Below are 14,246 nucleotides of genomic sequence, written 5' to 3'. Positions count from 1 at the left end.
TTGGTCTGAAATATTAATCAATAATTGGAAACAAATAGGGGAAGAAGATTAAACCCAATTAAATCGCACCAGCAAAAAATTATTTTGTAAGTATTATAACAAGATTATCCCTGTGTATAATTTCATCATAGGGCTTAAGGCCAAGAACTTTTTTAATTTCATCGGTTTTTCTTCCCGCAATTTTTCTTATATCAGCAGAGGAATAATTCACAAGTCCTGAGCCTATTTCTTCACCTTTTTTATCTAGAATCTTAACTGGTTCTCCCATATGAAAATCTTCATTTACAACTATAATTCCTCCGGGAAGAAGACTTTTTCCATTTTTAACAAGGGCTTTTTTTGCACCCTCATCAATAACTATTGATCCTTTAGGCTTAAGATTAAAAGCTATCCAGGACTTTCTGCTCTTAATTTTTTCCCTTAAAGGAACAAAAAAAGTTCCATTTGCCTTAAAAGAAAATATATCATCTATGGTATGAGAATGAAGTCCGTTTGCAATTATCATTGGAATTCCGTGCATCATAACTTTTTTTGCGGCTTTGATCTTAGATTTCATCCCTCCGGTACCAAGAGCACCTGGAATATCTCCAGCCATTTTTTCAATATCTTCAGTAATTGAATCTATAAGACTTATATGCTCAGCATCTTCAAATCTTCTTGGATCTTTTGTATATACTCCATCAATATCTGTAAGGTTGATAAGCAGATCCGCGTCCATGAGCATTGCAACCATTGCAGAAAGGTTATCATTGTCCCCAAAAGCAATTTCATCAATTGAAACTGTATCATTTTCATTTATAATTGGAATTATATTTTTAGACAAAAGAGTGTTTAAGGTATTACGGGCATTCAAATACCGTTTTCTTTCACCAAGATCTTCCGAGGTCAGAAGAAGCTGACTGACAATTATCCCATAAACAGAAAAAGCACGGTCATATTCCATGATAAGCCTGGTCTGACCAACTGCGGCAACAGCCTGACGTTCAGGCAAAAGAACCGGTCTTTTTTTAAGCCCCATTTTTTTAAGCCCAGCAGCCATTGCCCCTGAAGATACGATTATAACCTGTTTATTTGATTGAATTAAGGAATTAACCTGTTTGGACAAAGAAGCTATTACTGAAATATTAAGATCATTTTTTCCTGTAAGAACATTACTCCCAAGCTTAATTACTATTCTTCTTGCAGTTTCTATATGCTCTTTGTTATTTATCATCTCTTTTTAAAACCTGCCCTAAAAATTTGACAAGCTGCTCAACTCCTTTGCCTGTGGCAGCAGAAATTTCAAAAACTCTTTTACCCTGGAATTGCTTTTTGAATATATCAACTTTTTCAACGGACTCTGTTAAATCGATTTTATTTAAAACAATTATTTGTTTCTTTTTAAGAATTTGAGGATTAAAAAGTCTTAATTCATTATTTAATGAATTGAATTGATAAAGAGGGTCTGTTTCATCAATAGATGAAGCATCTATAAGATGGACAATAAGCTTTGTTCTTTCAACATGCTTTAAAAACCTGTGCCCAAGCCCAACTCCTTTATGAGCCCCTTCAATTATTCCGGGAATATCAGCTGCAACAAAAGGCTCACCAAAACCTGGATCAACAACTCCTATATTAGGAATAAGAGTTGTAAAAGGATAATCTGCTACTTTAGGCCTGGCTGCTGAAATTCTGCTTATAAGAGATGACTTTCCTGCATTGGGAAAACCAATAATACCAATGTCTGCCAAAAGTTTGAGCTCAAGAAAAAGGTTTAGCTCTTCACCTTCTTCACCAGGCTGAGCAAATCTTGGAGCCCTGTTGGTTGATGTGGTAAAGAATTTATTCCCTTTTCCGCCTCTTCCGCCTTTAGCAACTATGATAGATTCATTCTCAGCAGAAAAATCGTGAATAAGTTCTTTTGTATCTGAATGAAAAACAAGTGTCCCAGGGGGAACTTCAAGAGTGACATCCTTGCCTTTTCGTCCGCTCCTTAAGCTTCCTTCCCCGGGCCTTCCGTTTTCTGCTTTTACTACGGTAGTGTATCTGAATCTGTAAAGAGTTCTGCGGTTTTCTGAAGCCTGAATTATTACATCCCCGCCTTTTCCGCCATCTCCTCCGTTGGGGCCACCTTTTTCGATAAACTTCTCCCTACGGAAACTGACACAGCCCGGGCCGCCTTTTCCTGACTCTATCTTGATCCAGGCTTCATCTACAAATTTCACGCGGCAACAACACTTACTTTTTTACGAGTTTTACCCATTCTTTCATACTTTACAACACCGTCAGATGTTGCAAATAAGGTAAAATCACGTCCCATCCCGACATTTTCTCCAGGATAAATTTTAGTACCCAATTGTTTTACAAGCACATTGCCTGCAAGAACTCTTTGTCCGCTGAATATTTTTACACCTCGGCGTTGACCAGCACTGTCACGGCCGTTCCTGGTACTCCCGCCTGCTTTTTTATGAGCCATTATCCACCTCTTGGATTATAAAAAATTATGCTTCAATCTGCTTAATCTTAATCGCAGTAAAATGCTGCTTATGCCCCTGTTTTCTTCTATAACGTTTTCTTCTCTTGAACTTGAAAACAATCACTTTTTTAAGTCTGCCCTGCTCTACAATTTCTGCTTTCACAGAAGCACCTTCAAGCTTTGGCTGACCTATACTGACATTTTCTCCATCAGAATAAAGAAGTACATCATCTAAAACAACTTCCGAACCCACTTCTCCGGGAAGTTTTTCTACCTTGAGGACTTCGCCCTCTTCAACTCTGTATTGTTTACCACCGGTTGCCACGACTGCATACATGGTCTTTCTCCTTATTATACAAAAAATTCCATAATCTTTACAAAATCACATTTTTTACATTCTAATCTTAAATTGTCAAGTTAATTATCATCATTTGGTTTTATTCCAGGCAGATATAAATCATCACTTTCATCACCTTTTTTTCCCAAAATAATAATTTTACCGTCTTTTTCTATTACCTTATCTTTTTCTATCCATACCACACCAGTTTTTTCGGCCAATTTCAATCTATACAAATAATCCATTTCTTTTCTTTTAAGCTTGTATCTAAACAAAAGCCACCCAAGTGCAACTAAAGTCAACCCTGCACTCAGCCCTATAAGCAAAATCTTTACACCTTCAAAAAAATTTTTACTACTACTTTCTAAAAAAAAGCTCAATCTATCAAAATCAAGGAATAAGAGCAAAATAACACCTAAAACTAAAACAAAAGCAAGAAAAGGTGAATGAAAAACAAAAGTTAAAAACTGCCTGAGCCTTATTGTTTTTTCTTCTCTCTTTTTATTTTTTTCATTGATCTTTCTTCCGTGAAAAAATAAGTGCTCAAAAGTTACAATAAAAACTCCAAACATAAAAGTAATTCCAACTGGAACCATAAAGGCAGTTATAAAATATACCTTCCAGGGAAAGCTGCTCTCAACAGGACCAAACCTGTCATAACCTATTGCACCAATCTGATAGAGCCAACAAATCATGAATATCAAGATTTCAATTACAACAATAAAAACAATGTATTTTTTAAAAAATGTTTTCAGCTCTCTTCCTGAAAACAGGGAAAAAAGCCCTTTAAATTTTTCATTTTCTTTTATATTTGTTTGTTTTTCGCTCATATTCAATCAATCATTGCCTGTTATCACTAATCTAAACCCAAGATCATAAGCTCTTTTTTTCCCTGAGTTTAAATGCTCCCTTGCAGAAAACCTCAAAAACTCCGGTTTACTGTAAAAACTTCCACCTTTTATCACAACACTCTTTTTTTTCCCATAAACACTTAAGTTCTGGCTACTGATATAAGGCTTATATTCTGAATCACACCACTCCCAAACATTACCTGCCATATCGTAGAGTCCATTGGTATCTGGATTAAAACTCTTAACAGGAGCAGTAAACACAAAACCGTCTTCACAGCTTGAAATCTTCCACCCTGGAAAATTTCCCTTTGCACTTAAATCAGCTGAATTTGAATACAAACAGATTTCTTCTTTGTTTTTTAATTCAATATAGCCTTTTTTTGCAGCATATTCCCATTGATGTTCACTTGGAAGCCCTATTTTTATTTGCTTATATTTTTGATCCAGCCAGTTAGCAAACTCCATTGCATCAAAAAAAGAAAGATGAACCACCGGATGATCTTCAGTTTGTTCAAAGCCCGGCTTCTTCCATGAAACCCCTGTTTTTTTTTCCCATCTACCCGTTAAAGGAGAATAAATATAGGAAAAGCCTTCTTTTTCTGCTGTGGTTATATAATTTGTTTGAGAGACAAACAATGAAAAATCCTTAACCCTTGTCTCACTTTCTGAAATCATGAACTCATTAATGCAAACTCTTGTTAAAGGACCTTCATCTGATTTTCTTCCATCTTCGCTCTCAGGGCTTCCCATGTAAAACTCACCACTGTCCATTCTGACAAACTTTAGCCCTGTGGTCTTTTCTACAAAAACTTTATTTAGCTTTGTTTGTTTTTTCAAGCAAGTATTTCCAGAAACTTCTTTATCTGAAAAAACAACAAAAAACACCCTGGAATATACTATAAAAATAAGAATTATCAGTATATACAAGATGGATTTTTTATTAAACTTATTATTTTTCATTTTACTCTCAAAAAAAGTAAAGGCCGGAAAAATTCCGACCTTTAAATTTTAAACTTGAGCTTTAAGTACTATTTTCTTTCAGCATACTCTGAATAATTCATGGCAACTGTTCTGTAAACAAGATGTGCCAATTTTGAGTATGGAAGATATGCAAAAAGATGAAAGATTGAAATCAAATGCACATAGTAAAAAGTATAGCAGAAAAAACCTGAACCTGCTAATCTTGACATTTGAGTAAGCATACCTGTACCGCCCACTGTAAGAATAAGACCAAGAAGATACCAGTCTTTATATGAAGATACCTGGTCTTCTTTTTTATCAAGTCTTTGTTTAACCATTAGAGCACCACCGATTAAAAGAGCAACACCTGAAACGTTACCAAGCCATTTAATCGGATTAAGCTGGCTGTAGGGAGTGCCGTAGCCAAGCAAATAAACTCCCACAAATACTGTTGCGGTTGTAATAAAAAGACCTATGAATGAAAAAAGAACCATCATATGAGCTGTTGAACGCTCTCTATTCTCACCGCACTCAGTAAATTGTCTATGTTTTAAAATTTTAGGGATAGAGACCTTAAAAGTCAAAAGAAATTCTTTTAGATTAATTTTTTCTTTAGCTGTTTTACCTTCAAGAATTGCATTTTTATGCATATCAGCAATAAAATCTTTAAGACCCAGTGCAAAAACTGTGACTACAAAAATTGCAAGAGGTATAAAAACAACGTCAACAAACCAGCTTGAAACAAAATTTGAAGCTGCTACTCCAGGATAAGGATTACCGTCTGGTGTATGATACCAGAGCTTACCGCCGAAAATACCGGCCATAAACTCTCCGCCAAATATTGTAAATATAGCAAATACAGCAAAAATTACTGCTGGAACTGCGGTTAGTGTCCAGAATTTTTTCGGATCATTTACCATTTTTCCAAGTACTTTTGGCTTTGCATATTCTGTAATTGCGTATGAGCGAAGAGCTGAAAGAACATCACCTGGTTTTGCACCCCTTGGGCAAAGAGTGGAGCAGTCGCCACAATTGTGGCAAAGCCAAATATCACCGTTTCCAACAAGTTTGTCTTTTAATCCCCAGGACGCAGCTATCATTTCTTTCCTTGGGAAAGGTTTATTTTCTGGTGCTATAGGACATGCCACCGAACATGTTGCACACTGAAAGCATTTTTTTAAGCTTTCACCGCCAAGCCCCATCACATCATCTATGAATTCCAGATCAGGCTCCACCATATATTTTTCAGACATTTTCCAACCTCCTTAGAAAATTAATTACAACATCACAAAACTTCAAATTTAGAAGCCCTTGAATGGGTTGGGACCAAGAGATTCAACTTTTTCAACAAATCCGTTTATTATATCGGAAACCTTGTCATAATCGTCTATAGCCACTTCAAACTGTGCAATTCTTTCATTTTCAAGGGCAAGACTTTCTAGAGTTTCACCCATTTTTGATGTACGGATATCCATTAGCTCACTTCCTTTAACAAAGTGACACTGATAATCGTCTCCATGCTTACATCCAAGCATGAACACACCGTCCATACCCTGAGACAGGGCATCTTTAATCCATATAACGTTAATTGAACCAAGGCACCTAACCGGAACAATACGTACATTGGGATTTATGTTTTTTCTGTGAAGAGCCGCCATGTCAAGGGCTGGAAGTGCATCATTTTCACATACTAAACCAAGAATTCTAAGTGGAACTGGATCATAGTCCCAGTCTGAAGGAACCCAGACAGACTTAATCATAGAGCCTATACTGTCAATATTATAATCTGCAAATCCGATAATTCTTTCAGGACAAGCACCCATACAAGTACCGCATCTACGGCAACGTGTCGGATTTGGCTTTGGTGTACCTTTTTCATCATCATCAAGTGCTCCAAAAGGACATTCTTCTGTACAACGTTTGCACTGAGTACAACGCTGGAAGAAAAAATCAGGGAAAGTCATATCACCTGATCTTGGATGAACTGATGTACCTCTGTTGGCTGATTCAATTGCCTGAATTGCCTTAAGAGCTGCACCACGTGCATCTTCAGTTGACTCTTCAATTGTCATACTTCTTCTTACTGCACCAGCTGTATAAACCCCTGTTCTTTGAGTTTCGTATGGAAAACAAATAAAGTTTGAATCTGCATATCCGTCAAAAATATCTATATCTCTAAATCCAGGACCTTGTCTGTATGCCAGGTTTACAACAGGATCATCTTTAGTGGCAGGAACCATTCCTGTTGCAAGAACAACAAGATCAGCTTTGATTGTTACATCATTTCCAAGAAGAGTACCCTCAGCTGAAACTGCAAGGACATCGCCATTTTCAACTACTTCAGTAACTTCACCTTTTGTAAGAAAAATTCCTCTGTCCTGCTGAATTTCTTTATAGAAATCCTCCATAAGACCCGGGGTTTTCATATGCTGATAAATAACATATGCTTTTCCGTCTGAATAATCGTCTCTAACATATTTAGCCTGTTTCAATGCAACCATGCTTGTCACAGAACCTGTATATTCAAAATCAGAGTCACCCTCATCCATTCCAGGGCTTTGAATAAATACTACATTTTTGGCCGGCTTGCCGTCTGATGGTCTTACTACTTTTCCTTTAGCTGCAAGCTGCTCAAACTCATGGTTTGTAATTACATCTTTGTTTCCAACTCCAAGATGGGCATATTTTTCCGGATCAACTTCAGCAGGTCTCCATCCAGCAGCAACAACAACACCTGCAAATGGTTCGCCATTAGGGTCAAATGTAAGAACGTCTGCACGGCCTACATTTATTTCTTCATAAATCTCTCTTACTTGATCAACGTCAAGAGGATTCCCTTTTTCATCATAACGCCGCTCTTCAGGAACCGCCATTGGAACGTCAAACTCAGTTTTTTCACCAGGCTTCTTAAAAGTAACAACAAACTCACCTGGTTGACCAGCAATACGTGCAACTAAAGTATTTGTTTTAATTGTTATATTTGAACTGGCTTCAGCTTTTTCAATAAGCTTGCCAACAATGGGGTCAACAAGTCCCTGTGAGTAGTCACCCATTGGGATTTGTTTTCTCATTTTTGCAGAATAGCCGCCAAGTGCTTCAGTCTTTTCAACAACGGTAACATTGTATCCTGCATCTGCAGCTTCAACTGCTGCTGTAAGACCTGTAACACCCCCGCCTATTACAAGAATATTGCGGTTGAAATTTTCAAGTTTATAAGGCTCAGGAACTGTAATTTTTTCAAGCCTTGCAATTCCCATTCTTATATAGTCATCTGCCAGATGCTGAATATTATCAACAAAGGTTTCATCATCAAGCTGCTCTTCTGTGGGTGCCGGAAAATCTTCCCTTGAATGAGACCAGACAACACCTTCTCTTAAACTTACTCTATCAACAACACATCCATCAAAACGGAAAATGTCAAAGTTAACTCTTCGTGAACATGCTGCTATTGAAAGAGCATTAACTCCATCTGCAACATCTTTTTTAAGTAACTCAACGCCTTCCTCACTGCAAAGACAAGGATGAACCTTACTATCATAGCCTTTTTCCTTTGCAGCCTCCTCCAATTTTTCAATGTTCAGGGCTTCGCCAATTCCGCACCCTGTACAAATATATGTGCAATACTTTTTTTCCATTTTACCTGCTCCCTTTTAAGATCTCTTAACGGTTTGAATAGCTTTGAGAGCCATACCTGTTGCATTCTGGTTGCTGGAAACAACATCCAGTGGCTTATTTGCACATCCAGCAGCAAACATTCCGCCCTTGTCAAAATCATTTTGAATAAAACCGTATTCAGAAATTTTGAGATCAGCATTCGGCTTTTCTTTAGCAGCAGTGGGCTGCATTCCTGTTGCAAGAACAACAAGATCTGCTTTCTGACGATTTTTTTCGCCTGACACTGCATCTTCAGCCACTACAGTGATATTACCATCATCATCTTCAGTAACTTCTGCAACCTTACCTTTGATGAAGAAAATATTTTCATCTTCTTTAAGCATCTTGTAAAACTTTTCATAACGATATCCAGGGGTACGCATATCTATATAGTAAATATAAATTTTTGCATCTGGATATTGTGCTCTTATATAAGTTGCCTGCTTCAAAGAAGCCATACAGCAAATATAGGAGCAATAAGGAAGGTGATTTTCATCTCTAGAACCAGCACACTGAACAAAAACAACACTTTCAGGAGCTTTGTCGTCTGAAGGTCTTAAAATTTTTCCTTGAGTAGGCCCATTTCCTGATGCCATTCTTTCCACCATCATGTTTGTAATGATGTTTGGATATCTTCCAAAACCAAGATTGTCTATCTTAGTTGCATCATAAGGCTCCCATCCTGTTGCCCAAACAACCGAACCCACCTTAAGGGTGAAAGTCTTAGCTTTCATCTCAAGATCAACAGCCTTGTACTTACAGGCTTCTTTGCACTTTTGAGCCTCTTCTGTACCTATAATGGAAGGATCAATTACATACCTCTGGGGATATGCCATTTCATGGGGAAGATATGCTGCCTTGGATTTGTTCATCCCAAAATTGTATTCATTGTCAATTTCAGTTTCACAAACCTGTGCACATTCACCGCAACAGGTACATTCTGAAGTCACATACCTTGGACTGACTTTGATGGTTACATCATAGTTACCCGCAGAGCCAGTTACTTTTTCCACTTCAGCCATGGTAAAAGTTTTTAATTTCGGGTTGTCCTTAATTCTACGATAGTTGATTTCAAGTCCGCAGGTTGGCGGACAAAGCTTGGGGAAATACTGGTTCAGTTGAGCTACCCTTCCTCCAAGAGAGGGGGATTTCTCGACAATATAAACCTCATAACCGACTTCGGCTGCTTCAAGTGCGGTGGTAAGACCACTGATTCCACCACCTACTACTAGAATGCTGCCACCGGCAGGGGCTGTAGTTTCAACACTCATTCTACTCCTCCTGGATTAATGTTTTAAACCTTTTTGTTCAATCTTTGCACCTATGCTCTTCGCACTATGCTCATATTTAAAAGAATATATTTTTATGCACTTTTAAATATGGGCACAGCTAAAATCAATAAAAACCTCCAGATCCTATGAGGATCTGGAGGTAGTTATTTTATACAGCTATCTTTCCACTGAAATCAATTTTCCCTTAAATCACATTGGGACGATTCTGTGGTATGGAGCTTTTCTCATTGTCCATTCGTTGGTCTTCTTATCGAATGAAGAGTTTACAAAACAGAACCAGTTTTCATCATCCTGGTAATTATGGTCTGTTCTATAGTAAAACCCTGGATATCTAGTTTCTTTACGGAACATTATATGACGTGTATGAGCTTCAACAGTATAAATTCTGTGGATAATCTCCCAGCATCTCATTAGTTCGTGAAGGTCACCAGCAGCAAGCAATTCACAGTCTTCTTTCATCATCTGGAATAGTTCCATTAGATGCTCAAGAGCTTTCTGGTTGGTTGTATAATGAGTTGCAATTCCACCACCGTACTCGTTGGTAGCTTTCATAAGACGCAATGTCATACCAGCAGGCTTGCAGTATTTTGGGTTAACGTCTGCCATTGTTGAATAATCTTTATGTGCAAACCAAGTCTTAACAGGCTGCCAAACCATATCAGCTGCTTCCTGAGCTGTCATCTCTGGCTCTGGTTTAAAATCAGGATGATCTTTTACCCAGCGAACCATCTGCTTAGCAGCAATTCTACCTTCAGCATGTGAACCTGAAGAAAATTTATGACCTGAGCAACCAATACCGTCAGCAGCAGTAAAAAGGCCTTTTACTGTGGTCATCTGAGAATAAATTTTTCCGCCATCGCCCCACTTATAATCTTCAGGGACCCAGTCTTCGTCTGGACCTGAAACCCAGATACCGCAGCATCCTGAGTGAGAACCAAGCAGGTACGGCTCGGTAGGCATAATTTCAGATTCTTTTTTCTCAGGCTCTGTGTTTGTTGCTAGCCATAGGTTAGCCTGGCCGCATGTCATATCGAGGAAATCTTCCCATGCTTCAGCTTCAAGCTGCTTAAGCTCTTTTTTACTCATGGTCTCGCCAAGTTTTGCAAGAGCTGCAGGGGTAGTCATTGTAATTGGTCCACGTCCTGCTTTCATTTCAAAAAGCATAAGGTGGTTACGAAGACAGGTAGGTGTAATTGGGGCTGTTCCATAAGGTGCGTAACTTGCAAGTTCATCTTTTGCATTCTGAGAAGCTGCATAGTTTTCACCAAGAGAGTTCTCAAGATGAGCTTTGAAAAGAAGGAACCATGCACCAACAGGACCATAACCATCTTTAAAACGAGCTGGGGTGAAACGGTTTTCCATCATGGAAAGCTCAGCACCTGCTCTAAGAGCCATTGTATATGTAGAACCTGCGTTCCATACTGGATACCATGCACGGCCTTTACCTTCACCAACTGAACGTGGCTGGTAAATATTAACAGCACCACCACAGGCAACCATCATTGCGTTAGTCTTGAAATAATGAACTTCGTTTTCACGGATTGAAATACCAACTGCACCGGAAATACGATTTTCTTCATTTTTGTCGGTTAGAAGTTCAACAATGAAAATTCTTTCCATGATATTATCTTCGCCAAGTGCTTTTTTAGCTGCTTCAGCAACGATTCTCTTGTAAGACTCACCATTGATCATTATCTGCCACTTACCTGTACGAACAGGCTTGGCACCATCTTTAAGGTAACCAAACTTAAGCCCGCGCTTACCGTCTACGTTCTTGTTTTCTTCATCTTTTTTCCAGATTGGAAGTCCCCACTCTTCAAAAAGATGCACAGAATCGTCAACATGACGGCCAAGGTTAAAAATAAGGTCTTCACGAACTATACCCATAAGGTCGTTACGTACCATACGAACATAGTCGTCGATTGTATTTTCACCAATATAAGTGTTGATAGCTGAAAGGCCCTGAGCAACAGCACCAGATCTTTCCATTGCAGCTTTATCAACCAAAAGAATTTTCATATCGTCATCGGCCCACTTTTTAATTTCAAAAGCAGTACCGCAGGCAGCCATTCCACCGCCAACGATAAGAATATCTACTTCATGCTCTTTAATTTCAGGGGTTTCAACACACTTAAGTTCACCCACTGCTTTATTAGGTAATGCCATCTATTTCCTCCTTAGATGTAAAGGATATTTTCTAACTTACTAAAACTTTGCCAAATAAAAACAAACAAACCAAAGAAACTACTTCTGCCATTCTGGCGTGTCAATTGGAACAGGCAAAGTCCAGCCTGCCTGAGTAGAAAGTAGCTCTGATTCAAGATCGTCGCCCTTAAGATCTTCGTAAGCATTAGCACTTCCTTCAGGAGTAGTTCTGATAGGAAACTTAAAACGCTTAATGTTACCGTTACGGAATTTACATGTCCACATGATGTCTTCTGTACCCATCATTGGAACAAGGTCTGAACCCATTGGAACAAAGTCAGAATAACCGCGAACACCAATAGCCTGGGTTGGGCAGATTTTGATGCATGAGAAACATTCCCAGCATGCATCAGGCTCCTGGTTGTAAGCTTTCATTTCATTAGGGTCAAGAACCATCAGGTCATTGGGGCAGATATACATACAAGCTGTCTTCTCGCCGCCTTTGCACCCATCGCATTTTTCTGCAATTACAAAACTTGGCATTTACAATACCTCCATTCATTAACGTTTAATACTAACATTCACCTTATATCAACAATGCTTAATGCATTGCAAATTTAATAATATTCATCTCACAAATAACAAGGCAAGATTTACAACTAGACAGATAAAAACGAGATTCTAATGCTTGCCGGATACCTTTCTAGAGATAATTTGCGAAGTTAGCACCGGCCATAAAAGTTGTCAAGACTTTTTAAAACGTCAATTCTCAAAATCTAAAACTAATTAGATGCAAATTGGGCCAACGGCTTATAGAACTTTACTAAACACTGTTTTTTAAGTTGAAACAAAAAAAATCAGGATAAAAGCCAGAAATTAATAAATTTAATTCATTTGAAGTATTTATCTTTTTATTATAAAAAACACAAATAATTTTAAATCTTGCCTAAATTATAGTGGTCAAGATTTAAACTTACTGGACTAAAACTATCTTAATTATCAACTAACAATAAGGTTCAACTATGCCCTCAATAGACCCAATAAGCAAAACAGATGATATTTTTTTTGGATGTGCTCCTGACTCCAATTGCGGAAATCTTTGCTGCTGCGAAATAAATCAAAGCCTGACCGGCTATGATATCCTCATGCTCTCAAGGTTTAAAAAAATATCTACAGACTCTTTTTTAAAACGATACACTTTTACCTACACAGGAAAACAAACCCATATACCGGTTGTTTCTCTTTTTGAGCAGCCAGACAAAAACAATGCCTGTATTTTCCTTGAAGACTCCTGTACTGTATATGATGCACGACCAATTTCATGCAGACTTTATCCAGTGGCAAGAGGTATAAGCAAAGACAAAAAAACCGGGAAAATAAAGGAGCACTTTGCCATAATAAATGAAGATCAATGCACAGGTTTTGGCAAAGGCAAAACCATGTCAATTTCTGAATGGCTAAAAGATCAAAACACCAACGACTACATTGAAGCAAATGATTTTTTTATGGATTTTGTTCTTGATTATATGCCCAAAGACCTTAAACTCGACAAAAATCAAAGAGAAATCTTTATAAAAGGCTGCTACAATTCCGATCTTTTCCTTGAAGATTTAAAAACCGGTAAAATTAGCTACTCTGAGCCGGTAAACGCAGATGAACTTGAAAATAATCCTCTTAAGCTTTTTAAAACAGGTATAAAATGGACAAGAGAACAATTAATAAAAAACTAAGCGGAAAATCAGCCCTCATTCTCGGAGGAATCAAAGGAATCGGAAAAGCAATAGCCCTTGATTTGTTGAATCAGGGATGCTCCGTTGCTGTAACATATTTTGATTGGCTTGAAGAGCTTGACACCCTCAAAAAAGACTTGAGAAATACAGGAGACAGATATTCTCTGCATAGTATAAACCTGAGGGATACAAAAGAAATACCTCCCCTGATTGAGGATGTAATTAAGTTTCATAAAAAAATAGATATATTTATAAACAATATTGAAAGGGGAGGAATGCCGATTGTCCACGGCAAATACAATCCCTTTCAATGGGACCTGGAACAGGAAACTACCTTAAGGGCCAAACACTTTGTTTTTGAATCTTTGTATCCTTATATAAAAGAAATTGAAAATGGATGTATAATAAACTTTTCATCCATAGCAGCCATCACAGGAAGAACCGGACCTGCCGGGCTTATTTTCAATGACGGGTATTGTGCTGCCAGCAGAGCCGTTTCTGTTTTTACTGAAACATGGGCAAAACTTCTTGCTCCCAAGACAAGAGTAAATGAAATCATGTTTGGATTCATGGAAACAAGGCACGGCCCAAAAACAAGGGGATGGGGACTTTTATCTGAAAAAGAAAAAGAATCAATAATAAACCACACTCTTTCAAAAAGAACAGGGAAAATATCAGATATAACAAAAGCTGTTAATTTTATAATTCATCAAGCCCCTTTTATGACAGGAGCAACATTAAGGCTTGACGGCGGCTATGTTCTTGGAGCTGAAAAAGTACCTCCAATGCCCGAGGGAGTTGAATAAAAAAACAGAGATGTTT

Annotated in this window: 13 protein-coding genes; 2 read left to right on the top strand and 11 right to left on the bottom strand. The window is 37.9% G+C overall.

Annotated elements, in window-relative coordinates; all coding sequences use genetic code 11:
* Positions 1–79: 79 nt before the first annotated feature.
* The 11 genes from proB to aprB form a co-directional block, all read right to left on the bottom strand.
* Positions 80–1,213, bottom strand: a complete 1,134-nt coding sequence (gene proB, locus RBR53_00280) for a glutamate 5-kinase (GenBank protein MDY0131085.1) — start codon at positions 1,211–1,213, stop codon at positions 80–82.
* Positions 1,203–2,204, bottom strand: coding sequence for a GTPase ObgE (gene obgE / locus RBR53_00275; protein ID MDY0131084.1), 1,002 nt, complete (start codon positions 2,202–2,204; stop codon positions 1,203–1,205). The genes proB and obgE overlap by 11 nt, the downstream gene beginning before the upstream one ends.
* On the bottom strand, positions 2,201–2,455 hold the full coding sequence (gene rpmA, locus RBR53_00270; protein ID MDY0131083.1) for a 50S ribosomal protein L27: 255 nt from the start codon (positions 2,453–2,455) through the stop codon (positions 2,201–2,203). Before rpmA ends, obgE begins: the two co-directional genes overlap by 4 nt.
* A 25-nt stretch (positions 2,456–2,480) precedes the next feature.
* Complete coding sequence (rplU, locus tag RBR53_00265; GenBank protein ID MDY0131082.1) at positions 2,481–2,792, bottom strand: 50S ribosomal protein L21; 312 nt, start codon at positions 2,790–2,792, stop codon at positions 2,481–2,483.
* Between the two features lie 80 nt (positions 2,793–2,872).
* Complete coding sequence (locus RBR53_00260) at positions 2,873–3,622, bottom strand: hypothetical protein (GenBank protein ID MDY0131081.1); 750 nt, start codon at positions 3,620–3,622, stop codon at positions 2,873–2,875.
* Between the two features lie 6 nt (positions 3,623–3,628).
* Positions 3,629–4,603 carry an SUMF1/EgtB/PvdO family nonheme iron enzyme gene (locus RBR53_00255; protein ID MDY0131080.1) on the bottom strand — a complete coding sequence of 325 codons (975 nt, stop codon included), beginning with the start codon at positions 4,601–4,603 and terminating at the stop codon, positions 3,629–3,631.
* Between the two features lie 68 nt (positions 4,604–4,671).
* A complete protein-coding gene (qmoC, locus tag RBR53_00250) occupies positions 4,672–5,856 on the bottom strand; it encodes a quinone-interacting membrane-bound oxidoreductase complex subunit QmoC (GenBank protein MDY0131079.1) in 1,185 nt (394 codons plus the stop codon).
* A 48-nt stretch (positions 5,857–5,904) separates the two neighbouring features.
* Entirely contained in the window at positions 5,905–8,238 is a 2,334-nt protein-coding gene (locus RBR53_00245) for an FAD-dependent oxidoreductase (GenBank protein ID MDY0131078.1), read from the bottom strand.
* A gap of 15 nt (positions 8,239–8,253) precedes the next feature.
* Entirely contained in the window at positions 8,254–9,528 is a 1,275-nt protein-coding gene (locus RBR53_00240) for a CoB--CoM heterodisulfide reductase iron-sulfur subunit A family protein (GenBank protein MDY0131077.1), read from the bottom strand.
* Between the two features lie 210 nt (positions 9,529–9,738).
* The gene (aprA, locus tag RBR53_00235; GenBank protein MDY0131076.1) at positions 9,739–11,715 is read right to left on the bottom strand and encodes an adenylyl-sulfate reductase subunit alpha; all 1,977 of its coding nucleotides are present in this window, start codon (positions 11,713–11,715) and stop codon (positions 9,739–9,741) included.
* 78 nt (positions 11,716–11,793) lie between these two features.
* On the bottom strand, positions 11,794–12,237 hold the full coding sequence (gene aprB / locus RBR53_00230) for an adenylyl-sulfate reductase subunit beta (protein MDY0131075.1): 444 nt from the start codon (positions 12,235–12,237) through the stop codon (positions 11,794–11,796).
* A 479-nt stretch (positions 12,238–12,716) separates the two neighbouring features.
* Here aprB and RBR53_00225 point away from each other — a divergent pair, with 479 nt between their 5' ends.
* Both RBR53_00225 and RBR53_00220 read left to right on the top strand, forming a co-directional pair.
* The gene (locus tag RBR53_00225; protein MDY0131074.1) at positions 12,717–13,424 is read left to right on the top strand and encodes a YkgJ family cysteine cluster protein; all 708 of its coding nucleotides are present in this window, start codon (positions 12,717–12,719) and stop codon (positions 13,422–13,424) included.
* Positions 13,394–14,230, top strand: a complete 837-nt coding sequence (locus RBR53_00220) for an SDR family oxidoreductase (GenBank protein MDY0131073.1) — start codon at positions 13,394–13,396, stop codon at positions 14,228–14,230. The genes RBR53_00225 and RBR53_00220 overlap by 31 nt, the downstream gene beginning before the upstream one ends.
* Positions 14,231–14,246 lie beyond the last annotated feature (16 nt).

This window comes from Desulforegulaceae bacterium, from assembly GCA_034006035.1.
GTDB lineage: Bacteria > Desulfobacterota > Desulfobacteria > Desulfobacterales > JACKCP01 > JACKCP01.
The sequence above is the reverse complement of the archived record's forward strand: the minus strand, read 5'-3'. Positions and strand labels throughout refer to the sequence as shown.